The 18,658-nt window shown below is 63.5% G+C and carries 30 protein-coding genes; 2 read left to right on the top strand and 28 right to left on the bottom strand.

Annotated features, from left to right (window positions below; translation table 11 throughout):
* Positions 1-16 precede the first annotated feature (16 nt).
* Genes EDF57_RS10345 through EDF57_RS10325 form a run of 5 tightly spaced genes read right to left on the bottom strand, consistent with a single transcriptional unit; the run spans position 17 to position 5,232 of the window.
* Positions 17-1,621, bottom strand: coding sequence for a PepSY-associated TM helix domain-containing protein (locus tag EDF57_RS10345; protein ID WP_134094119.1), 1,605 nt, complete (start codon positions 1,619-1,621; stop codon positions 17-19).
* The gene (locus EDF57_RS10340; protein WP_134094118.1) at positions 1,618-1,911 is read right to left on the bottom strand and encodes a hypothetical protein; all 294 of its coding nucleotides are present in this window, start codon (positions 1,909-1,911) and stop codon (positions 1,618-1,620) included. The genes EDF57_RS10345 and EDF57_RS10340 overlap by 4 nt, the downstream gene beginning before the upstream one ends.
* Complete coding sequence (locus EDF57_RS10335) at positions 1,908-2,183, bottom strand: hypothetical protein (RefSeq protein WP_134094117.1); 276 nt, start codon at positions 2,181-2,183, stop codon at positions 1,908-1,910. The genes EDF57_RS10340 and EDF57_RS10335 overlap by 4 nt, the downstream gene beginning before the upstream one ends.
* A complete protein-coding gene (locus EDF57_RS10330) occupies positions 2,180-2,983 on the bottom strand; it encodes an alpha/beta hydrolase-fold protein (RefSeq protein ID WP_166675230.1) in 804 nt (267 codons plus the stop codon). The genes EDF57_RS10335 and EDF57_RS10330 overlap by 4 nt, the downstream gene beginning before the upstream one ends.
* Positions 2,984-3,039: 56 nt before the next feature.
* Positions 3,040-5,232, bottom strand: coding sequence for a TonB-dependent siderophore receptor (locus EDF57_RS10325; protein WP_134094115.1), 2,193 nt, complete (start codon positions 5,230-5,232; stop codon positions 3,040-3,042).
* 383 nt (positions 5,233-5,615) lie between these two features.
* Between EDF57_RS10325 and EDF57_RS10320 the strand changes: the two genes are divergently transcribed.
* Complete coding sequence (locus EDF57_RS10320; RefSeq protein ID WP_134094114.1) at positions 5,616-5,822, top strand: hypothetical protein; 207 nt, start codon at positions 5,616-5,618, stop codon at positions 5,820-5,822.
* 276 nt (positions 5,823-6,098) lie between these two features.
* Here EDF57_RS10320 and EDF57_RS10315 read toward each other — a convergent pair whose 3' ends face one another.
* The 3 genes from EDF57_RS10315 to EDF57_RS10300 all read right to left on the bottom strand — a co-directional run bounded on the left by EDF57_RS10315 (position 6,099) and on the right by EDF57_RS10300 (position 8,595).
* Positions 6,099-6,377, bottom strand: coding sequence for a hypothetical protein (locus EDF57_RS10315; protein WP_134094113.1), 279 nt, complete (start codon positions 6,375-6,377; stop codon positions 6,099-6,101).
* A gap of 4 nt (positions 6,378-6,381) precedes the next feature.
* Positions 6,382-6,855 carry a DUF2285 domain-containing protein gene (locus EDF57_RS10310; RefSeq protein WP_134094112.1) on the bottom strand — a complete coding sequence of 158 codons (474 nt, stop codon included), beginning with the start codon at positions 6,853-6,855 and terminating at the stop codon, positions 6,382-6,384.
* Between the two features lie 597 nt (positions 6,856-7,452).
* Positions 7,453-8,595 carry an integrase arm-type DNA-binding domain-containing protein gene (locus EDF57_RS10300; protein ID WP_134094189.1) on the bottom strand — a complete coding sequence of 381 codons (1,143 nt, stop codon included), beginning with the start codon at positions 8,593-8,595 and terminating at the stop codon, positions 7,453-7,455.
* 361 nt (positions 8,596-8,956) lie between these two features.
* Here EDF57_RS10300 and EDF57_RS10295 point away from each other — a divergent pair, with 361 nt between their 5' ends.
* Positions 8,957-9,586 carry an SOS response-associated peptidase family protein gene (locus tag EDF57_RS10295; RefSeq protein WP_134094111.1) on the top strand — a complete coding sequence of 210 codons (630 nt, stop codon included), beginning with the start codon at positions 8,957-8,959 and terminating at the stop codon, positions 9,584-9,586.
* 7 nt (positions 9,587-9,593) lie between these two features.
* Here EDF57_RS10295 and EDF57_RS10290 read toward each other — a convergent pair whose 3' ends face one another.
* The 20 genes from EDF57_RS10290 to EDF57_RS10195 form a co-directional block, all read right to left on the bottom strand.
* A complete protein-coding gene (locus tag EDF57_RS10290; protein WP_134094110.1) occupies positions 9,594-9,788 on the bottom strand; it encodes a hypothetical protein in 195 nt (64 codons plus the stop codon).
* 266 nt (positions 9,789-10,054) lie between these two features.
* Positions 10,055-10,324, bottom strand: coding sequence for a hypothetical protein (locus tag EDF57_RS10285; RefSeq protein ID WP_208324832.1), 270 nt, complete (start codon positions 10,322-10,324; stop codon positions 10,055-10,057).
* Positions 10,317-10,502: a helix-turn-helix transcriptional regulator gene (locus EDF57_RS10280; RefSeq protein ID WP_134094108.1), complete on the bottom strand. Its 186-nt coding sequence runs from the start codon at positions 10,500-10,502 to the stop codon at positions 10,317-10,319. The genes EDF57_RS10285 and EDF57_RS10280 overlap by 8 nt, the downstream gene beginning before the upstream one ends.
* Complete coding sequence (locus EDF57_RS10275) at positions 10,499-10,708, bottom strand: hypothetical protein (protein WP_134094107.1); 210 nt, start codon at positions 10,706-10,708, stop codon at positions 10,499-10,501. Before EDF57_RS10275 ends, EDF57_RS10280 begins: the two co-directional genes overlap by 4 nt.
* Positions 10,705-10,866 (bottom strand): hypothetical protein, encoded by a 162-nt coding sequence (locus EDF57_RS25760; protein WP_208324831.1) that lies wholly within the window; start codon positions 10,864-10,866, stop codon positions 10,705-10,707. The genes EDF57_RS10275 and EDF57_RS25760 overlap by 4 nt, the downstream gene beginning before the upstream one ends.
* On the bottom strand, positions 10,863-11,984 hold the full coding sequence (locus EDF57_RS25970; RefSeq protein WP_243840989.1) for a DUF551 domain-containing protein: 1,122 nt from the start codon (positions 11,982-11,984) through the stop codon (positions 10,863-10,865). The genes EDF57_RS25760 and EDF57_RS25970 overlap by 4 nt, the downstream gene beginning before the upstream one ends.
* Before the next feature lies 1 nt (position 11,985).
* Positions 11,986-12,306 (bottom strand): hypothetical protein, encoded by a 321-nt coding sequence (locus EDF57_RS10260; protein WP_134094106.1) that lies wholly within the window; start codon positions 12,304-12,306, stop codon positions 11,986-11,988.
* On the bottom strand, positions 12,303-12,506 hold the full coding sequence (locus EDF57_RS10255) for an AlpA family phage regulatory protein (RefSeq protein ID WP_134094105.1): 204 nt from the start codon (positions 12,504-12,506) through the stop codon (positions 12,303-12,305). The genes EDF57_RS10260 and EDF57_RS10255 overlap by 4 nt, the downstream gene beginning before the upstream one ends.
* 10 nt (positions 12,507-12,516) lie before the next feature.
* Positions 12,517-12,732 carry an AlpA family phage regulatory protein gene (locus tag EDF57_RS10250; protein ID WP_134094104.1) on the bottom strand — a complete coding sequence of 72 codons (216 nt, stop codon included), beginning with the start codon at positions 12,730-12,732 and terminating at the stop codon, positions 12,517-12,519.
* Positions 12,729-12,998, bottom strand: coding sequence for a hypothetical protein (locus EDF57_RS10245; RefSeq protein ID WP_134094103.1), 270 nt, complete (start codon positions 12,996-12,998; stop codon positions 12,729-12,731). The genes EDF57_RS10250 and EDF57_RS10245 overlap by 4 nt, the downstream gene beginning before the upstream one ends.
* Positions 12,998-13,309, bottom strand: a complete 312-nt coding sequence (locus EDF57_RS10240) for a hypothetical protein (RefSeq protein WP_134094102.1) — start codon at positions 13,307-13,309, stop codon at positions 12,998-13,000. The genes EDF57_RS10245 and EDF57_RS10240 overlap by 1 nt, the downstream gene beginning before the upstream one ends.
* A complete protein-coding gene (locus tag EDF57_RS10235; protein WP_134094101.1) occupies positions 13,306-14,049 on the bottom strand; it encodes a hypothetical protein in 744 nt (247 codons plus the stop codon). Before EDF57_RS10235 ends, EDF57_RS10240 begins: the two co-directional genes overlap by 4 nt.
* Positions 14,049-14,372 (bottom strand): hypothetical protein, encoded by a 324-nt coding sequence (locus EDF57_RS10230; protein WP_134094100.1) that lies wholly within the window; start codon positions 14,370-14,372, stop codon positions 14,049-14,051. Before EDF57_RS10230 ends, EDF57_RS10235 begins: the two co-directional genes overlap by 1 nt.
* Complete coding sequence (locus tag EDF57_RS10225; protein ID WP_134094099.1) at positions 14,369-15,598, bottom strand: DNA methyltransferase; 1,230 nt, start codon at positions 15,596-15,598, stop codon at positions 14,369-14,371. Before EDF57_RS10225 ends, EDF57_RS10230 begins: the two co-directional genes overlap by 4 nt.
* A complete protein-coding gene (locus EDF57_RS10220) occupies positions 15,595-15,777 on the bottom strand; it encodes a hypothetical protein (RefSeq protein ID WP_134094098.1) in 183 nt (60 codons plus the stop codon). Before EDF57_RS10220 ends, EDF57_RS10225 begins: the two co-directional genes overlap by 4 nt.
* On the bottom strand, positions 15,774-16,457 hold the full coding sequence (locus tag EDF57_RS10215; protein ID WP_134094097.1) for a hypothetical protein: 684 nt from the start codon (positions 16,455-16,457) through the stop codon (positions 15,774-15,776). The genes EDF57_RS10220 and EDF57_RS10215 overlap by 4 nt, the downstream gene beginning before the upstream one ends.
* Positions 16,458-16,515: 58 nt before the next feature.
* The gene (locus tag EDF57_RS10210) at positions 16,516-17,568 is read right to left on the bottom strand and encodes a hypothetical protein (protein WP_134094096.1); all 1,053 of its coding nucleotides are present in this window, start codon (positions 17,566-17,568) and stop codon (positions 16,516-16,518) included.
* 144 nt (positions 17,569-17,712) lie between these two features.
* Positions 17,713-17,991: a hypothetical protein gene (locus EDF57_RS10205; RefSeq protein WP_243840988.1), complete on the bottom strand. Its 279-nt coding sequence runs from the start codon at positions 17,989-17,991 to the stop codon at positions 17,713-17,715.
* The gene (locus tag EDF57_RS10200; protein WP_134094095.1) at positions 17,988-18,251 is read right to left on the bottom strand and encodes a hypothetical protein; all 264 of its coding nucleotides are present in this window, start codon (positions 18,249-18,251) and stop codon (positions 17,988-17,990) included. Before EDF57_RS10200 ends, EDF57_RS10205 begins: the two co-directional genes overlap by 4 nt.
* 97 nt (positions 18,252-18,348) lie before the next feature.
* Entirely contained in the window at positions 18,349-18,570 is a 222-nt protein-coding gene (locus EDF57_RS10195; protein WP_134094094.1) for a hypothetical protein, read from the bottom strand.
* Between the last annotated feature and the right edge of the window lie 88 nt (positions 18,571-18,658).

Here is an 18,658-nt window from a genome sequence, read left to right as displayed (position 1 = left end):
GCGCCACTATTCCATGTCAGGGCCTGATTTCATGACGACTTACCGTCGGCCTTATACTCGCGCCAGACGCCCAAACGCTGTCACGCGGGCCATGGCGTCCTCGTTGCCACGCTTTGCGTGCGCCGACAACAAGCACCAAGGCAAGGCTGCAAGCTGTCGCATCCACGGCCCAGAGCGATGTGGTTTCAAACCATCCCGGTCCCACGAAAAGACTGCTGGTGGGGACAGCTAGCATGGCCAGCGCCGCGCAGGCCGCCAGTTCCGCACCGGCGCGGGCGGCGCCGCGAACCAGTGCCCACACGGTCATGCCCAAAAATGCTGCATAGTAGATCGCGCTGTGCAGGCCGTAAGTGGCGCTGTGCCCCATCAGCCTGGATGCCGCCAACGTAATCGAGATGCCGGCGATGCAGCCCAGCGGCACCCCCACTGTGAGCGCGCCGAGGATTTTCGTTGCTCGTGTTTGCTCCACGGCGCCAGACTTGCGTTCTTTCTTGCGGCGGGATTCCACCCAGAGCAGGTTTCCGGTGTAGAAAAGCATGGCACCGGCGAGGCCCAGCAGAAAGTAAGACCACCGGATAGCGTTGCCGCCGAAGTTACCGAAATGCAGTGCGAAGAAACTGGTGACAGTGGCGGACCAGCCGTCCTGCATACCCGGCATGTAGTCGGTCGAAGTGATCTCGCCCGTTTCGGGATCGAGCCCCGCCATGCCATAAGTAGGCGCCCGAAGACCGAAGCGTGCGTCGCTGCCCTGCACCCGCAGTGACGGCAGGCCGCCGCGTCCCTGGCCATAAACCAGGACTTCGGGCGTGAACCCCGGAGCCTGCCTTTCGATACGTTCGACCAGTTGCAACGGCGAAAGCGATGCGGGCGGCGGGGCTGCGGCAATCGATGCCGCGCCGCGATCACCCCGTTCCTGCCCGCCGAACATCGCTCCCTGCGCGCCGTAGAACTGGTCGTGAAAGGCGAATACCACCGCTGTCAGCGCCATGATGATATGGAACGGCAAGCTGAAGAGGCCCAGCACATTGTGTATGTCGAGCCACATCCGCTTGACGTTCTTGCCAATGCGCAGCGCGAACAGGTCGCTCACGAGACTGGGCAGCAGCACCACCAGGCCGGACACGAGCGCGATTGTATAGAGCAGCGCAATGGCGCCCATGATCGGCATCGCGACCTCATGCGCGAAAGGCAGGCCGACTTGCTGGTGGAGTACGTCGATGAACTGGGCCACTTCGGAAGGGCCGCCGTCCACAACCTGAACGGAGCCGTTCGCCGCCAACGAGGCATAGTGCTTCACCCCGCCGCCGTGCTCGGCTTCCTCGCCCCTTGCCGAAGTCCAGCTCATGCGCGCGGGATTGGCGGCATCGACGAAAAGGTGGATCTCGTAGCCCTTGGCGGCCTCGGGATGGACGGCCAGAACCTTGGACACCAGTTCGGTCGTGCGCGCCAGCGAAGGCGCCGGAGCGAGCGTGGTCGGCGGTGAAGCCCAGCGTTGCAGCGGAGACTCGAACATGGTGATGGCGCCGGCGTAGAAGGCGATGAACAGCGCGAGACCGGAAACGATCCCGACCCAGCCGTGGATTTCCTTGTACATCTTCACAAGGTCAGTAGGCAATTTCACGCTTGCGGCCCTTCCAGAAGAAGCACGATCGCCCAGACCACCAGGTTGGCGCCGGCAAGCCAGAGCCAGGCACGCACGGCGGTGCGGAACATGAAGCAGAAGCTCAGCGTCAGCGCCCATACGGGCGACATCAGCCACATTGCAAACTGGCCTTTGGTGGAAAAGAACGTGTCGCCAATGCCGGCAAGGCGTTGGAAAAGCCCGGCTGCGCCAAGGGCAAGAGTGAACCCGAAAACAAGTCCCGCCGCCGATTTGCCGAACCAGTCCTTGCTGGAAAGCGGTTTGCTCATTTCCTGCCCTCAGGTTCATGCCGCCACCATGCGATCGCGAGCGGCACCACACTCCAGACGGTCATGGCGAGTGTGGCGACGATGAAGATGGCCGTGGCCGCGCCTGCCCAGCGCAGCATCATGACGGTGGCCGTCACCATGAAAGCAAGCCCGCTCCAGCCTGCAAGCCGCGGCGGAAAGGGCAGATCACCCCAGCGCTGGTTCGCTGACGCAAGATAGAGCAGCATGCTTGCCAATACGGCGAACAAGCCCCCGGCCAAGGCGAGGATCATTCCGCTTCCTTTCCGGCTGCTGCTCCGAACGCCAGCGTGATGCCATCGACCATCGCCGCCATCATTGTCGAACCATGGCTCTGACCGGGCAGAACGGCAGCGCAGGCATCGACGCCATGGGCGGACAACGCAGCAACCACGTCGGCAAACGTGGCCGATGACCCGGACGGCGCGCCTTCGCGATCACCGGCAGCCAGAAGCGCGCGCTTGTCCTGAAGCGCGGCCATGCCTTTTGTCTCACGCCCGATCAGGCCGTTGCCATACCAGAGCGATGGACTGACCGCGACGTAGCGGCTCCACCATCCACCCTGCGCGAGAGCGTGCAGCGCCAGCAAACCTCCGAAGCTGTGTCCCATCAAGGTTTCGCGCTTCGCATCGATCTTCCAGCGGCCCGAGATTTCCGGTCTGAGCTTATCGCGCAGAAACGTCAGGAAAGCGTCGCCGCCGCCAAGCGAACGGCCCGCTGCGGGAGAGCCGGTCGGAATGACGTAACCCTCCACCGGCGGCGTGTAGTCGTAGATGCGGCGCGGCAGACCACCGGATTCGACGGCAACGATCAATCCCGTGCCAACGCCCGAACGCCCCCCTGCCCGCGCGAGACGGCGCGCAGTCGTCGTCGCGATGGCGAAGTTGTCCTCGCCGTCGAGCAGCCAGAGCACCGGCCATCCTTGCGGCGGCGGCGGGCCTTCAGGCCATGCCACCATGACGCGGTACTCATGACCGTCCGCCGAGGGCAGGGTGAAGACGTCCGACCGTTCGATCTGCCACGGCGCGGCGATCGCGGCCGACGGAAGCGACATGGCCGCTCCCGATATCGTGCCTGTCGCCGCCAGGGCGAAGGCCAGCCGCCGTCCGCTCACCATTTGAACTGGAGACGGGCAGTGACGCTGCGGCCTTGTCCGTAATAGCACGCCGAAACGGCGGTGCAGGTAGCGGCAAAGCGCTTGTTTGCGATGTTGCGGCCATTCAGGGACAGCGTGGTGCGATCGCTGAATTCGTAACTAATGAAGGCATCGAACAGCGTATAGTCGGGAATGGCCAGCGTATTGCCGGTATCGCCGAAACTCTCGCCTGTATAGCGCACGCCGCCACCTAAACCGAGGCCGGAAAGCGGCCCGGACCGAATGCTTTCGCTAAGGAACAGCGAAGCCATCCATTCGGGCACTTGCGGAAGCCTGTTGCCCACCTGGCTGACCGTATTAGATTCGGTAACCTTGCTCCAGGTACGGGTGGTCGTGCCGATGACTGCCAGCCCGAACGGCAGGCTGGCCTTGGCCTCAAGTTCGATGCCGCGAATTCGGCCCTCCCCAGTCTGGACTAGGCACGTCGAAGTGCCGCACAGGGTGCCCAGGGGGTCGGGCGTCGTCATGTTCTGCTGAGTGATCTGGTAGCCGCCCAGCGTGACATAGATTCCCTTATGCTGATAGCGCAGTCCGGCTTCCCATTGCTGGCCCGTGGTCGGGACGAAAGTCTCGCCGTTCAGGCTCGTCGAGGGATCGCTGACTTGCGGCTGGAACGATTCCGAATAGCTGGCGTAAGGCGCAAGGCCGTTATCGAGCAGGTAGACGGCGCCAGCCCGCCAGGTGAAGGCATCCGACTTTGTGACATAAGTCTTGTCGGTGACCGGGTTGTGCGTGCGGTCCTTGGCCCAGTCCTGACGGCCACCCACGGTCACGCGCAGACGGCCCAGCGAGATCTGGTCCTGCAGGTAGACGCCGGCCTGGCGGCTAACCGTCTCGGTATAGATCTGCGGGCTCATGTTCTGGGCAAAGCCGGCAGACCCGCGCGGCTCCGGGTCAAAGATGTCGAGGATGGGCAGCACCAGCGACGAATTGACGAGGTCGCGATAGTGCTCCCATTCGGTGTGGAAGTAGTCCACGCCGCCGAGGATCGTATGCTTCAGCGCGCCGGTGTTCACTTCGTACTGAAGCTGGGTGTCGGTCGCCCAGCCGTCGCTCTCGCCGGTTCCCTGCACCGCGCGGCGGCCGATCGTCTGGCCGGGAATGCAGCCGGCGATGCTTCCCGGGCACGTAGTCAGCGTGTTGCCTGATAGCACGACGACGCGATAGAGGGTGTCGATATGGGTGTAGCGGGTGTTGTTGCGGACGGTCAGGCCGCTATCCCCGAAACGATGTTCGAAGAAAGACGCGGCAAGGTACTGGTTGCGGTCGAACGTGTTCCAGTCCGGTTCGCCCAGGTTGGCATCGTTGGCGATGTATTTGCCGTTGCTCTTGTAGAGCGCGCCCAGGGCGGGGAGAAACTGGAAGGTCGCGCCGCCCTCGTCGCGCTGGTATTGGCCCAACAGGGTCCAGGTGGTCTGGTCGTCCGGCTTCCAGGTCAGGCTGGGCGAAACGTACTGGCGGGCATTGGTGACGCCGTCCACCTGGGTGTCGCCGTAGCGGGCCAGCCCTACCAGACGCGCGGACAGCGTGCCGGAGATGGGCCCCCCGACGTCAGCCGCTGCCTGGCCGTTCCAGTTGTCGAGATCGGTCATACCCATGGCCTGAAGCATGAATTCGGCATGAAACGCATCGGTGGGCCGCTTAGACACGCTGTTGACGACACCACCCGGCGCGGTCTGGCCGTAGAGCGCGCCAGATGGGCCCTTGAGCACCTCGATCTGCTGGAGCGCGAAAGTGTCGAAGCCGGTGCGCGTCCACTGGCCTCCCGAGGGAAGGCGCAGGCCATCGACGAAGTTGTTATTGGAGGAGAAACCGCCGGCGCCGAAACCGCGAACCGATACCTCGTCGGTACGGCTGTCGATACCGCTAGGCTCGGCCTGCACACCCGCCGTATAGCTCAAGGCGTCGGCAATCGTCGGCGAAGCGCGCAGGTCGATCTCGTCGCGGTTGATGATCGAGATCGACTGGGCGGATTCGATGATCGGCGTAGCACTCTTGGTGGTCGAAATTGCTTCCGATTGTCCGGTCGCGGTGACGATGATTTCGTCGCGATTACGCCGATCATCGGCAGCCGGTGCGGTCTGCGCGTGAGCGACTGCAGACGTCCCAGCAAGCAAAATGGCGGCGGTAATCGAGAGCTTTGACATGAGAATCCCCTGAATTTTGGGCATCCACTAATGCGACGCATTCGCGTTAGCAAGCATATCGAGCGAAGTGCTGGCAATCCCGCGGGATTTGAAGACAGGCTAGAGCAACGACGATAGCGCTTGGGCTCATAGCAAATGCGCCCCCGCCGCCCGGTATAGGGCACCAGCGCAGACCTATCGACAGCGGGATCGGCCGATCTCGCCACGTTCATGATGATCTTCCGGCTTCCTTGAAAACGTAGGTTGGGAGTTTGCTCGATCATAGATCTAGTACCAGGCGCCGCCAACTTGCGCGCCGGTCCCGCACCTGCAGCTGGAAAAACTGACGCTTAAGGCGACTGCCAATCTTGCAAATAGCTTCTTATCCGAGGTAAAAGTCTGGAATGAACGCTAAAGATCTTCGGGACGCGATTGACTATGAGTCCATGGCTGACAACGCCAGGGCAGATGCCGACGGATATGCGGCTGACATGGAGCGTGAACCGGACGTGTTCCTAAAGAGCATCCACAAGCGTAAGCTCGATCAGGCACAACAAAGTGAGAAGCATTACAGAGATCAGGCTCAAAAGGCTCGCGATCGTACTGAATGAATTCGCCACGTTGAAGACCAAATTCTCGCTTATCAGCGCTCCTGCTACGGTCTGATGGGGCTCGGATAAATCCGCCTTTAAGTGGGTTTACCGCCGGATGTGAGATCGAGTAGCGGCCACTAGAGTGATTTTGGCCAGAGTAGGCCGCATCGTCTCGAAACACCGGGTTTGGCAGATTTGCCCGGTAGCTACTCTGTCGGCTGAAGTTTTGGCAGCTCGACGAGATTGTAAATGCCTGCGAACATGAAGTTGCATCCTGCCTGATCGTGCCCTCGGTTATGTGTCTTGCGCAGGTTTCCGCCAATTCCCCCCGGAGACCTTTTCGTTACGGCCCCGCGAATCCACGCCCGCGACATCGCGAAACTTAGCGATCGCCGCCGCTTCATCATGAACTTGAAGCCGCATCGCCGAGGCCCCGACAACCGAAAGTTCCTGCGCTAGGTTCGCGCCGGGCAGCAGGAAGAGGGTCTTCACATGATCGGCGCGCTCGCCTGTGCAAACTTGCTCGATGAATTCGAAACCTGACGTTCCGGCGAGGACCTCGCCCAGGAGCACCGGATCAACCTCCGCCCATCAACCGCCTGAACCCGCCGCCTGCCATTGCTCGCGCTTGACGAGTGAGGCGGCGAATACGCGAGCGCAGGGAATCTGATGGATGGTTCCAGTCGAGGTCGGCATTGCCGTGGCCCAGCAGAGATATGGCGATGTCCCGATGCGTCGCGCCTGCCGCAAGGGCATCGTGCACCCGCAATAGCACGATGCCGCGGCGGAGCGCCGGATCTCTTGGATAGAGCATCCGGCCGAAACGCTGGTGCCTGTAGAGCAGGATAAGTCGCCGCATCGGCAAGATGCCCGCTTCTGCTGAAGCCAGACTATCGAAATGGAACCGCAAGCGCATCGCGCGCTCCGCCGTCCATCGCCCCGGCGTGACATCGATCCTGATCCGGCGCCCACCGTCGGAAAGGACTGCATGCTGGCGCCCGGCTTGTCCGGGAACCAGCGTCAACCACGGCGCCAGCCGCTTCATGTCCATGCACTCTGCGCCCCCTGCACGTCCCGGTTCGGCCTCTGCCCTGAGCGTGCCGGGATCGAGATCGGCATGCCAAAGGATCCGGGCCGAGAACGCATCCCGGACCGGGTCTTCAGCGAAAGTGAAGTCTCCATTTCAGAGGATCGGCGATTGCTCCGCAAGTCGCCCGGCTCGCCTGGACATGCCAATCCACATAGCTGGGGTCACGGCGTAGCCATTCCCACATCAGGCCTGCGCGATCGGTCGCGGAAAGACGCTCGTAGGCCCCGGCATCGCGCCAATCCGGCACACGCGATTGATTGCGCGGCGCGGTCAACGAAGCCGCCGCAGTCTGCTGGACCTCATTGCGATTAACAAATTTTCATCGGTAAATGAACTGCTTACCCCTTTTGGGAGATACTCCGTCGCAACTGGTTCGCCGCCGCCTTCTCGCTCGCAGAAGGCAGACGCGCGCCGATCTCCTCGGCGACGGCAGGGACGGACATGATTGGACTCCCCTGCTGGGCGTGATCACACGATATTCGCAATTAACGCAATAAGTGCAATATACGAAAATCGTAACCGCTACCATTCAGCGAGGCGTTCAGCAGGAACGGCGGGTTAGCCGACACAGAATGCGTTCCAGGCGTCCATCATCACCCGGCGCTTCTCGAGGAGATTGCCTCGACGATAGGCCGCTTCGGTCTTGCTCTTCACCACGTGGGCAAGCGCCGCCTCCGCGACATCGCTGGGGTGCTGGGTTTCCTCGCTTACCCAATCCCGGAACGACGAACGAAAACCGTGAGGCGTGTAGGGTTCGCGCATTGCCTTGAGCAGCTTGGAAAGAGTCATGTCGGACAAGGGGGATTTCGGCCGCGATCCCGGGAAGATCAGGGCCGCCTCCCCGAGCCTCAGCTCCAGACACCGCCGAAGAATTCTCAAGGCCCCATCGTTCAGCGGCACCACGTGCTCACGCTGGCCCTTCATGCGCTCCTTGGGAACAGTCCAGAGCTTGGTATCGAAATCGATCTCACCCCATGTCGCCTCCCGCACCTCACCCGAGCGACCGGCGGTGAAGATTGCAAACTGCAAGGCGAGCCGACTGAACGTTTCGCGCTCGGGCAACCGCCGCAGGAACGCCGGGACCTTGTCATAAGGCATGGCCGCGAAATGGCCGTCCTTCTTTGGCTGACGCGGAAGCCCCTTGGTGATCGCCCGCATCGGAGCCTCAGTCTCGCGAAATCCCGAGGCATAGGCCCAATCGAGGATTGCGCCGACACGCTGACGCACACGGCGAGCGGTCTCGGGCTTGGAAAGCCATATCTCAGCAAGAAGATTGCGGATCATGGGGCCCGTGATCTCATTGACCTGACGATCGCCGATATGAGGGAAGACGTAGGCCTCCAGCGTACTGGACCACTGCGCCGCATGCTTTTCGTTGCGCCAGGTCTTGCCGTTGGCGGCGATTACCTTGGCTGCCGCTTCACGGAAAGTCGGAATGCCTTGCGCCTTACGTCGCTCGAAGATGGGATCGAGCCCCATCTCCACCCAACCGCGTATTTCCCTCGCCATCTCTCTGGCGGTTGCGAGCGAGATTTTCGAAGCGCTGCCGAGACCGAAGTCCCGCCGCAGGCCATGCTTCTGCACCCGGCATATCCAGCTCTTTGAACCGCCGGGCTGGACCACAAGGTACAGGCCCTCGCCGTCGCCCATTCGGCCCGGCCGAGTGGCTGCTCTAACGCTTGTTGCGGACAGTTTTCCCATGCCAAAACCTTCCCACATTTCTTCCCACGAAACCAATCGGACGCCGTGCGATGGAGTGGGATGCGGTGGGATGCGAATCAGGCCATAAACCAAGGAAATCCTTAGGTTTATGAGACTAAATCGTGATGTGCTGGGATGGTCTCTTGGCGGAGAGGGTGCCCGCCTCAAGACGCGGCAAAAGTCCAGGAGTTCTGCGGCTGGCGGTTGTGCCGCAAAATCCGATACCCCCGATTATACCCCCAGCCATTTTTGGCCTCGCGGTTCGAATCCCTGACGGCTGGTTGTCGGGCGATTCGTCCGCCGCAATGCCATCCAGATCGATTCTGTTGACGCCGGCCGTGGCCGGGCGCAGCTTGCTGAGATGTGCAATTTGTACCGCATGACCAAGCCGGCTGATGCCGTGAGGTCTCTGTTCCGCGCCCGAGGCAACGTTGCACCCAACTTCGCCGCCGAGGTCTACCCGAAATACACCGGCCTCGTGGTCGCAGAGGGTGAAGTACGGACTATGACCTGGGGCTTCCCGCGTCACGCGGTGAGCAAGAAAACCGGCAAGCCCTTGAAGCCCACCGCGACGAACAACGCCCGCGACGACAAGCTGCGCGGCAATCCGATGTGGCGGGACAGCTTCCGCGATCGCCGCTGCCTGATCCCCGTCACCGCCTGGGCCGAGGCCGAGGGCGCAGCGGGGGCGATGACGCGCACTTGGTACTCCCTGCCGAATCAAGAGCTGTTCGCCGTCGCAGGGATCTGGCGGCCGACCGATGAGTGGGGCAACGCCTATTCCATGGTGATGGTCGATGGCTGCGAGCAGATGGCGGACGTGCACGACCGCATGCCCACGATCCTCGCTCCGGAGAATTGGGAGCGATGGACAGACGGAACGCCGGACGAGGCGTTTTCGCTGCTTCGAATATGGGAGGGGCCGCTGATCGTGGACCGGACCGACGTGCCGTGGTTCGCTCGGGCGAGCGCGCCGGCCCCGCTGCTCTAGGCTGGTCCTACTGGAGGTTTCGCCGCAGGCCGGGCCACATGGCCGCATCTCCAGCCGTCTGCCCGATCTTCGTGTCCAACATCAAATTGAAGAATTCGAGAAGCGCCGCCGGATCCTGCGGCCACGCGCCGAAAGAGGCGCCCTCGAGCGCGCGCTGCACGTCGTCTTCGGTGGCCATGCGGAGGCGCTCTATTTCGGTCATCCACGGAGCCTAACATTACCCCGCGCCGCAGGGGAATTAATCTTCGCTAATTGGGCCTCCCGATGCACCACCTAAGGTGGTTCCCCGCTTCTGCCCTGCCTCCCACGTACGCTCCCGCTCACATTCCCGGCAGGCTCGCGGCTGGCAGGTTTCCTCGCCGCCGTCAGATCGCGGCATGAAGTGCATGCGCTCGACCATCGCGTTGCCCTCGATCCGGTTGCGATAGTTCGGCCCGACCTCGGCAGGGTATGGCGACACGTACCCGGTCATGCGGCGCCCTCGCCTCGCCAAGGGAACACGATATCGGCTGGCCACACCGTTTCCTTGCCATCGCCCCGGAAAGCGCCCCGGCCCGCCATGCGCGCCAGGTAGATCCGGCAGTGCTTGGCCCAGACCTTCTTGCCCCACGAGGTGCCGCAGTGGAAGTCCGAGGCGGAGGCCCGCAACGCCTTGCGGAGTTGGTCGGGTGTAGCGTCCGGCATGTCAGCGTGGATGCGGGCAATCCAATGCGGCGCGGCTATCTGCCAGTTACGCATCTGCGCGCGCCTGGCTGCTTGCGACGTAGCGTAGCGCAAGCTCCGTGCGTCGCTCGATCGCGGCCATTCCCCGCTCCATCAGTCCGACATACTCGCGGGAGACATTAAGTTCTTCGGCTAGGCGCTGCTGCGTCCAGCCGATGCCGTTGCGGATAGCCTTGAACTCTGCAGGGTTCATGCGCTTGCTCCAACGCGCGAGCACAGCGCTGCATAGTCGCTCGGCGTCAGGTGAACGGTTCCATCCAATGTGACGCCGCACCCGTCCTTCACGGTCAATTCTTCGCCCGTCCTCGCGTTGCGAATGACGGTGCCCGGCTGATCCTGCACGATCGTCAGGCCCCAGAGAGGTGAGAGGTTCTCCTTGGTGATCTTGGTGCTGGTCATGCCCGAGTGTCCTCTCTGGTTTCGCGTGCCCGGCACTTGGAGCACATCACGAAAAATTTGCCGGGGTTGGCCTCGTAGGCGAACCAGCTGGCCGCGATGCGCCGCCAGTCATGATCGCATTCGCGCGGGCCGAGCAGGCGCTTGATCCACTTCCTCACTTGCCTTCCCCCCGGGTTTGCGCGGCGGAAACTGATGGACCGACAGGCAGGGGCATCCAGTGGGTGAAAGGATCGTGCTTGCCGCCGACGAACTCGCCGAATGTGCTGCAAATCCAGCCCGGCTTCTTAATCGAATGCCAGTCGCTATCGCAGTACGATCCCATCTCGCCGCACTCATGCGGAGGAAGCCCCCAATAGACCGTTTCGCGGGTGCCATCGCGCCAAACGTCGATCATGGTCCCATCCTTCGGCGCGCTTTCGATCGTTCTCCAAGCCTCCACCGACCTTTCGGGGTTGCTTAGCGCCGGGTGCGCGTAGACGGGCATGGTGAACTGCCCCGCGCGCGACTTACGAATAGGGATGTACTCTCCGCCAGTGTCCTGGGGCCGGTTCGCGATGGCCTTCAATTGCAGCGGGCTTACCCACGCCACCGGCTCCTCGCCCGCAGGTTCGGCGGGGCGGGCGATGGGCAGAGCACTGCCAGTCGGCTTTGCGGCTTGCTTTGCGCGGATCGCGGCGACTTTGGTCCAGACGCGCGCGAGCTCGGCGTTCGCGGCCTCCTCGATGTTGATATCCGCCGTGTTGCAGAGGGCCGCGAGTGTAACCATCACGCCGCCAACCTCCTGCGATCTCTCCCCAACCTCGCGGTTGAAGACGTAGTCGACCAAGGCATGCGCGCGTTCCGCAGTGAAGCCCGGCATAGTCTGCGCGAGCTCGAGCGCTTCCTCGATGAAGCGGTCTGCACGTTCAACTTGATCGGCCGAGATCACCGGGCCAAAACAAGCCTGCATCCAAGCCGCGACGCCCTCTTGAAAAGAAACGTTCTCATCGCCTGCCTGTTCGACCGAACGCGTAGCCCGAACGAACGGGTTATCTCCGCTTATGCCGACCGGCGGATGGGTATGGCCCCAAGCGTGGAACCAGAAGACACCGCCCGCTGCGATTATCTGAGCAAGCTCTTTCGGCGCGAACTGCCACTTGCTGATGACGTTCGGCTGGCCGTCGAGGTCGGTGTAGCGGTGGACGTGCAGGTCATAGACCGTGCCGGCCGCAGCATCCTCCGGCGTCGGCGCGCGCAGGATCGTGTTGGCTTCGGGAAAGGGAATACCGGTGGCCATGTCAGTTTTCTTCCTCTGGAAAGGCGGCTGGGCGGCCGTGGTCGCAGGGATCGAGCGCCAGGTGGGCGAAGTCGATGTAGCCGGTGTCGCGGCAGATCCGGCAGCTCGGCCGCTTGGGCGGGTCATTGAGCACGTAGGCCTTCGCCGTCAGGTCATAGGTCACGAAGGGAGGGTCATTCGCGAGGAAGTCCGCGATATCCTTTGACGCCTGGGGCATCGAGATATCGAACTGCCGCATGAGGTCGGAGCGCCGGACCTGGCCGAACTGGCGCAGCGTGGTCGCAATGAACTCCTGCCGGCGATCCTTGAACCAGGTGCTCACGCTTCGGCCCCGCTTGGGCGCCAGCCCATCGGGTCCGCGACCCACCCGTCGATGTCGGCCTCATACCAGCCGACGAGGCCGGGGCTGATCTGGATGGAGCGCGGGAAGGTGCCAGCATCCATTCGGCGGTAGATGGTGGTCCGGCTCAGGCCGGTGCGGGCCTTCACGGCAGCGAGGCGCAGGAGTGTGCGGTCGGTCATCGTCGCCACCTCAGGCCGCGATGGCCGGCGCGCGCCAGCCCATGGGGTCGTTCACCCACGCGTCCACGTCGCTCTCGTACCAGGCGACCAGCCCGGCAGAGATGCGCAGGCAGTGGGGGAATGTGCCCGCCTTCATGCGGTTGTAGATCGTGGTTCGGGACAGGCCGGTGCGGCCCATCACCTCTGCGAGGCGCAGCAGGCTTTCGCGGCGTCGGTCGGCCGTCATCGTTCGGTACTCCTCTGTGATTTCTCCTCCGCCCGGCTGGCCTTCCACCGCTCGAACGCGGCAGCGTGGCTGGGGCAGAGATCCTTGTCGGGCGCGGGCGACGTGGTGCAACGGGCGCAGATCGGCTGGTCGCAGGTGCCCTCGCCCACCTTCCAGTCGCACAGCAGGCTCGCGCGGCCGCCGCAGCTGTTGCAGCGCTGGCGCTTGCGGGTGCCGCAGACGATGGCAGTGCCGCCGCCGGGCAGTTTGACGTGCTCGCAAGCCATTACAGCTCGGTCTCTTCTCGGGCGCGCCGGGCCGCCCGGGCCTCCAGCACTTCGTCCGGATGCACGATCTTCCCATTCATGCCGTGCCAGGTGAGGCGGCCACCATCCATCCACTCGCTCGGCAGCTCCGAGATCCCACCATTCAGGAACGGCTCGATGTGCTCGGGCTTGAGCGCGAGATAGGAGATGATGGCGCCGGCCGTCTCTCGGCCGCCAACGCCAGCCTGCCACGCCATGGCCTCCGAGGCTGCGGCGATGTGTTCGATCAGGCGGACCGGGGTCCAATCCGCCAGGCGTTCTTCGATGCTCATGCCTTGATCGCCCTCTCAGCAAGCTCCCGCAGGATATCGAGCGCAAGCGCGTCGACTTCCCGGACATCGTCGCAACCGGGATCCCAGTCCCCCAACCCCAGCGTGTCCAGCAGCACCTTCATGGTGCGCCGGGAGACGGGGATATGCATGTCGCCCAGGTTGGAGATCCTCTGGCCGAGGGCTTTGATGACGCGCGCCGGGCGCCGCTTTGCGATCTCTGCGTCCATGGCCCCGAACACCGCCAGGCGATGTCGAGCCTCTTCCTGATGGCCCACTACTTCATCAAAGCGGCGCTTCGCATCCTGCAGCTGGTCGCCCCACGCCTCGACAGACGCTCGGGCATTCCGCAGTGCCCATTTCACGACCTGGTCGCGGTCGGCCGAGAAGGTGTTCTCGTACATCATGCGGCCGTCGTGCGTAACGTTCGGCCATCCGAGTTCCTCGCAGAAGCACTCGACGATGTCGGCGCCCTCGTAGGTGTAGACCGGGATCGAGCGCTCGAACGTGTCCTGCTGCGCGACGAGTTCCGCCAGCTTGGCCGGGTCAGCGTCCATTTCCGCGAGGTATCGGCTGATGGGATCGCGATGCGGCCCGCCCCAGCGGCGCACGATGGCGCCGGTGGCCATCGAGATCACGATGATGTCGTGGATGTAGGGCGAGCCGATGCAGATGCCCTTCTCGGGATACACCGCGACGTCGTGCGTGATGCGGTAGTACTCTTTGACCGATTTCCAGCCCATTATGCTGCTCCCGCCAGAACGGCGCGCGCGATGTGGCGCATCATTTCCCGGCAGTCCTCCGGGTGATGATCCTCGTTCAAGCCGCCGATGCACTTGCTGCTGTCGCAGTGATCTGCGTCGGTCTCGTATCCACACTGTTCGTCGAAATCGAAGCCCATGGCGGCGGCGGCGGACCGCGCGCCGATCTCGACGGGATCGGGATCGACCGGCGCATCAGCGTCAGGGAAGCGGAAGGCGTAGCCGTTGACGCCGTCGAAGCGCTCCGGTGAGCACTTCTCGATCGAGCGGCCATCGTTAGCGAATTGGATGTAGATGCCTGTCATGCGAACATGTCCATCTGTGAGCCGTTTTCGACCGGCAGCGCGGCGACCTCGGCGGTGGTGATCTGGGAGAGGTCCAGCCCAAGCCGAACCGCGATGTCTCGGACGTGGTTCTCGTCCGCCTCGATCGAGAGCGATTGCATGCCGGCGGCGCGCGCGGCCGCTGCGGTGGTGCCGGTACCCGCGAACGGATCGAGCACCAGGCCGCCGGCTGGGCACACCAGCTTGACCAGCCATTCCATCAGCGAGATCGGCTTGACGGTCGGATGGGTGCGCAGGTCGGTGTGGCCGCAGCTCGGCTTGCCGATCGTGTGCGCCCCGCACTCGCGGCATTCGAAGATGCGCTCGCCTTGGGTCGCTTTCGACGAATAGAAGAACCGCGCCGCGGTACCGGAATCGCCCTGGAAGGACGCACCGTTGTCGCCATTGCCCTTGAACGATCCGTTGTAGACGTTGCGGCACTTGTCGGCCGCCCGCTCGCCCACCGGCGCCAGGGCTCCGCGCTCGCCGTAGGCGGCGAAGGCCTCAAGCACTTCCACGCTGCCGTCGTGCAGCAGGTTGGCAGGCCAGCGGCCGGGCTTTCCGCCTTGTGGGTCCTGACCCTCCGGCTCCGTACCGGCCCGATAATGAGACCAGAGCTTACCCGCTCCCGCCTTCAGCTCCTCATCAGTAGGGATCCGGCAGGCGTCGATGTTGATCGCGCCCACGCCCCAGCGTGCGGTGTTCGCGAGTACGCTGCCCTCGCTGATTGGCTTCTGCGCGAAGACGATCGGCTCGACGGCTGGTTTCAGCGCCGTGCCCTTGCCCTCGTGCTCGCCGTCCAGGTTGTGCGACTTGGGGAAGCCGGTGCCATACAGCCATGAGAGCATGTCCCGGATTTCGAACCCGGCATCTTCGATCGCGCAGGCCATCCGGTGGTAGCCCTTGGTTGCGGCGAAGGCGACGAGGTAAGCGCCCGGCTTTATCACTTCGAACACACGCCGCCAGGTTTCTGGCCGAAAAGCGACATCGCCACCGTCCCACTGCTGGCCCATGAAGCCCTGCGAGGAGCGAGCGTACACGCCGGTCGTACCGGACTGGATCGGAGCGCTGTCCGGCTGGCCCAAGCGCGCCACGATACTAGCGAGGTGATAGGGGGCGTCGGTGCACACCGCATCCACCCTCACGCCAGCAAGGAAAAGCTGGCGCAAAATGACGGTGCAATCGCCGTGGATGACGCGCGCGTTCATGGCTTCACCCTTGCGCGGCACTCGCGCTGGGAGTCGGCGCAGACCCGGATGCGATGGCGCGTGCGGTACTGTTCACCGGCCGTCATGAGGTTGAAGGTGTGGAGGAAGATCGCGCACATCTCGGCGCGCTCCTCGTTCGTCTGGTTGGTCCAGTCGGTGGCCTTGTCGAGCAGGTTCATGCTGCCTCCCTGAACATTTCCATCTGCTCGGGCTCGACATGGCCCGGCAGAAGCGATCCCCACTGGCTGGCCATCGCGAGAGCGATGCCGGGGAATGTCTGGCTGCGTATGCGGGCCCTGTCCGGCCCCGGTGGCGCCCTGTGCACGGCACTCCAAGCCTTGTGCTCGGCGGTGCCTGTCCGAGGCGGCGAAAGGCGATTTGTGTCGCGCAGTTTGGGGAGCTCGATCAGCTCCAGGCCCGTCGCCTTGAAGAATGGGTCGCCGTGGTGCCAAGGCTGCACGAACTGGACTTTGCCGCGCCGGGTGAGCCGGATGGCGTGACGATGCATGACAGGGTTCTCCACCGCCTTGCGGCGAATGCTCTTCGCGTCACGAAGGTAGCGATAAAAGGCGGCGGCGGTGTCGAGATCTTCCCAGCGCGACGGATCGCGGCCGTTGACCTTCTTGCCGCCGATGTAGAGCCACTTCGCGCCGGAATTGCACAGGACAGTGCACGGCGGATGCATGACAGCGAGGAGGTCCCAGCCGTCATCCAGGTGGTCCCGGACATCGCCCCGGATGTGGCGGTTGCTGCCATCGTCAGCCGCCTCGATGTCGCAGGACCAAGCGTCGTGCCCGGCAGCGATAAACGCGTTGCGGACCACGCCGGACCGCTCGCAGGCTACGAGAACTCGACCCATTGAAAATGCTCCGTGAGGACTGAGAGGGTTGGCCCTCTCAGTCCCTGTTGAAATTGGATCAGATGTGGCAATCGACGACGGTCAGGTGCGCCGTATCGGGAAGGCCATCGAGTAGAGCTGCGAACTCCGCATCCCACGCATCTTCGCCCTTCTCGTCTTGGACGACAGCCCACCAGCCCATCCGGCCGCGCTCAAACCACTTGCCGTCCTTGACGACGGCAAATGTGGTGAGAGCCGATGCTGCGCCTGCGGCGACATAGTCATCTCGCGACATCTTCGACGCGCGCACTTCTTCATCGATATCGAAGTGGTCGGGGAACGCCTTGCGGATCGCCTCGACACCCGGCTGGGTACGGTATGCGGTACGAGCCGCATCAAAGTCAGGCTTATGCTGTTCGCGGATCTCATCCCAAGAGACGATCTGGGGAAGCCCTTGCATAGCACTGTCGACCCGGTCCCAACGAACCCCATGGCGGGATCTCGCCTCGCTGCGCATACCTTCGACGTCGATTGCCGCGAGTTGCGCGGAATCGGCGGTGCCCGGTTCATCGCGCATCCGGCCAAAAGTACCCGGCCGCCCCAAGGTCCCGGTAGCGCCAGACTTAAGTCGAAGCATGCCGCCCCAGCGCCCACCGACTACCCACCAGTCCCACTTCTTTTCCGGGTTGGTGCGGTTGTATGAACCGACCAGCGAGCAACTGTTGACGAACGCCTCGAAGGCCTCTTCGTCGTCGCTCGGCGGAGGCCCGGAATGTCCAGATGGCGCCCGCACAGCGGCAAAGCCGTGCTTGTAGCTTTCGCGGTCTGATTCCATAATTTCCTGAGCTTCCTCCAGGGAAAGCTCGGTGGCCGAGGTGAGATAGATCCGCTCTTCGCGACCATAGTAGGAGAGCGCGTCGTAGAGCGTGAGAGCGGGACGATCGGAACCGCCTTCATATGCGGGGCCGCGATCGGTCATCAGTTCACGAACCTCTGCGGTTTCATCGACCAGCTTCACATACTGATCCTCCGTGCCGGTGCATTCGAACTCGTGCCACGGCTGGAGGATTTCGCTTAGCTTGTCTTCGGTAGGAGCCTCGTCGGTGATGACGAGCACTGTGAAATGCGACATCGGGCAAATCCTTGTGAGGTGAAACTGGGAGGGCGTCCCCACGCGGCCCTCGGCGCGTCCTGAAAGTCCGCAGGATTGCGGCTGGGGAGGGAATGCGGGGGACCAAAGTCTTCCTTTCCGTGACGCATTCCCTGCGATCTCGGCTCAGCCAGTCCGGCTGGCGGCGACGTCGCGCGCCTTGCGCATCGTCACGTCCACCAGGGTGCTGAGCATTTCGGGCGGCGGGACCTCCGAGAGGCCCGTGGCGCCGCGCCAGACGCGAGCGAGGTAGGCGGCGACCGCCTCCTCCTGCTCGGGCGTCAGGTGGAGGTTGCCCGCGGCAGCACCGGAGGCCGCGGGCATGAGGGAGGGAACTTCCGGAAAGGCGGGGGGCGTGCTCTTCCGGCCGGTGCTTTGGGAGAGGGGTGTGCCGGGCGCGGTCATTCGCCGCGCTCCGGCACGTTGCGACCCGACAGGCGGTCGGGGTGGAATTCGTAGGACGAGACGACGCCGACCAGCAGGATCAGCATGACGCAGATCAGGCCGACGACGGCAGGCCAGAACAGGTCCGACAGGATGAAGGCCCGGGCGGCGGCGTTCTCGTTGATGAGACGCGCGCCGTCGTCCAGGGCGTAGAGGAGGCCGGTACCGACGGCGAGCGTCGCGGCGATGATGCCAACGAAGGGCAGGCTTGAGCGATTCACAGCTCACCTCGCGCGACCATGCGCTCGACCACGTAGTCGAACAGGTCGATGAAGTTGGTGAAGGTGACCACCGGGCCGGTGATGAGGTGGAGGCGGATCATGCCGCCGGCTCCCGCGCCACGCCCCAGAGGCGCAGCGAGCGCGCGGCGTTCGCCTGAGCGTACTGCATGAAGGCCGTCTTGGGGCCGCCCTCGGCATCAATTGCGTCGAGGAACTTGCAGATCACGTCCGCCGCGGCGTCGCGATCCACGAACGAGATCAGCGAGGCGCTCTGCGGCGCGGACGGCTGGGAATTTCCGAGATAGGATGCGCGGTGCATCGGCGGTCTCCAACGAGGATCCCGGCAGGTCTGCGCTTGCGGCTCACTGCTGGGCTGTTGGATGTAACTTACGGTTATCGTAACTTCA

Origin of the sequence: Novosphingobium sp. PhB55, from assembly GCF_004368805.1 — a bacterium.
Classification (GTDB): domain Bacteria; phylum Pseudomonadota; class Alphaproteobacteria; order Sphingomonadales; family Sphingomonadaceae; genus Novosphingobium.
This window is presented reverse-complemented; position numbering and strand designations above follow the sequence as displayed.

Coding starts and splice junctions, on each gene's coding strand:
- EDF57_RS10205 (WP_243840988.1), bottom strand. CDS start 17,991: ATGACCGCGCCCGGCACACCCCTCTCCCAAAGCACCGGCCGGAAGAGC.
- EDF57_RS10230 (WP_134094100.1), bottom strand. CDS start 14,372: ATGACAGGCATCTACATCCAATTCGCTAACGATGGCCGCTCGATCGAG.
- EDF57_RS10320 (WP_134094114.1), top strand. CDS start 5,616: ATGAACGCTAAAGATCTTCGGGACGCGATTGACTATGAGTCCATGGCT.
- EDF57_RS10300 (WP_134094189.1), bottom strand. CDS start 8,595: ATGGGAAAACTGTCCGCAACAAGCGTTAGAGCAGCCACTCGGCCGGGC.
- EDF57_RS10225 (WP_134094099.1), bottom strand. CDS start 15,598: ATGAACGCGCGCGTCATCCACGGCGATTGCACCGTCATTTTGCGCCAG.
- EDF57_RS10290 (WP_134094110.1), bottom strand. CDS start 9,788: ATGACCGAAATAGAGCGCCTCCGCATGGCCACCGAAGACGACGTGCAG.
- EDF57_RS10295 (WP_134094111.1), top strand. CDS start 8,957: ATGTGCAATTTGTACCGCATGACCAAGCCGGCTGATGCCGTGAGGTCT.
- EDF57_RS25970 (WP_243840989.1), bottom strand. CDS start 11,984: ATGGCCACCGGTATTCCCTTTCCCGAAGCCAACACGATCCTGCGCGCG.
- EDF57_RS10280 (WP_134094108.1), bottom strand. CDS start 10,502: ATGAACCCTGCAGAGTTCAAGGCTATCCGCAACGGCATCGGCTGGACG.
- EDF57_RS10220 (WP_134094098.1), bottom strand. CDS start 15,777: ATGAACCTGCTCGACAAGGCCACCGACTGGACCAACCAGACGAACGAG.
- EDF57_RS10250 (WP_134094104.1), bottom strand. CDS start 12,732: ATGACGGCCGACCGACGCCGCGAAAGCCTGCTGCGCCTCGCAGAGGTG.
- EDF57_RS10245 (WP_134094103.1), bottom strand. CDS start 12,998: ATGGCTTGCGAGCACGTCAAACTGCCCGGCGGCGGCACTGCCATCGTC.
- EDF57_RS10325 (WP_134094115.1), bottom strand. CDS start 5,232: ATGTCAAAGCTCTCGATTACCGCCGCCATTTTGCTTGCTGGGACGTCT.
- EDF57_RS10340 (WP_134094118.1), bottom strand. CDS start 1,911: ATGAGCAAACCGCTTTCCAGCAAGGACTGGTTCGGCAAATCGGCGGCG.
- EDF57_RS10215 (WP_134094097.1), bottom strand. CDS start 16,457: ATGGGTCGAGTTCTCGTAGCCTGCGAGCGGTCCGGCGTGGTCCGCAAC.
- EDF57_RS10235 (WP_134094101.1), bottom strand. CDS start 14,049: ATGGGCTGGAAATCGGTCAAAGAGTACTACCGCATCACGCACGACGTC.
- EDF57_RS10310 (WP_134094112.1), bottom strand. CDS start 6,855: ATGGACATGAAGCGGCTGGCGCCGTGGTTGACGCTGGTTCCCGGACAA.
- EDF57_RS10335 (WP_134094117.1), bottom strand. CDS start 2,183: ATGATCCTCGCCTTGGCCGGGGGCTTGTTCGCCGTATTGGCAAGCATG.
- EDF57_RS10240 (WP_134094102.1), bottom strand. CDS start 13,309: ATGAGCATCGAAGAACGCCTGGCGGATTGGACCCCGGTCCGCCTGATC.
- EDF57_RS10195 (WP_134094094.1), bottom strand. CDS start 18,570: ATGCACCGCGCATCCTATCTCGGAAATTCCCAGCCGTCCGCGCCGCAG.
- EDF57_RS10255 (WP_134094105.1), bottom strand. CDS start 12,506: ATGACCGACCGCACACTCCTGCGCCTCGCTGCCGTGAAGGCCCGCACC.
- EDF57_RS10285 (WP_208324832.1), bottom strand. CDS start 10,324: ATGCGTAACTGGCAGATAGCCGCGCCGCATTGGATTGCCCGCATCCAC.
- EDF57_RS10275 (WP_134094107.1), bottom strand. CDS start 10,708: ATGACCAGCACCAAGATCACCAAGGAGAACCTCTCACCTCTCTGGGGC.
- EDF57_RS10210 (WP_134094096.1), bottom strand. CDS start 17,568: ATGTCGCATTTCACAGTGCTCGTCATCACCGACGAGGCTCCTACCGAA.
- EDF57_RS10330 (WP_166675230.1), bottom strand. CDS start 2,983: ATGTCGCTTCCGTCGGCCGCGATCGCCGCGCCGTGGCAGATCGAACGG.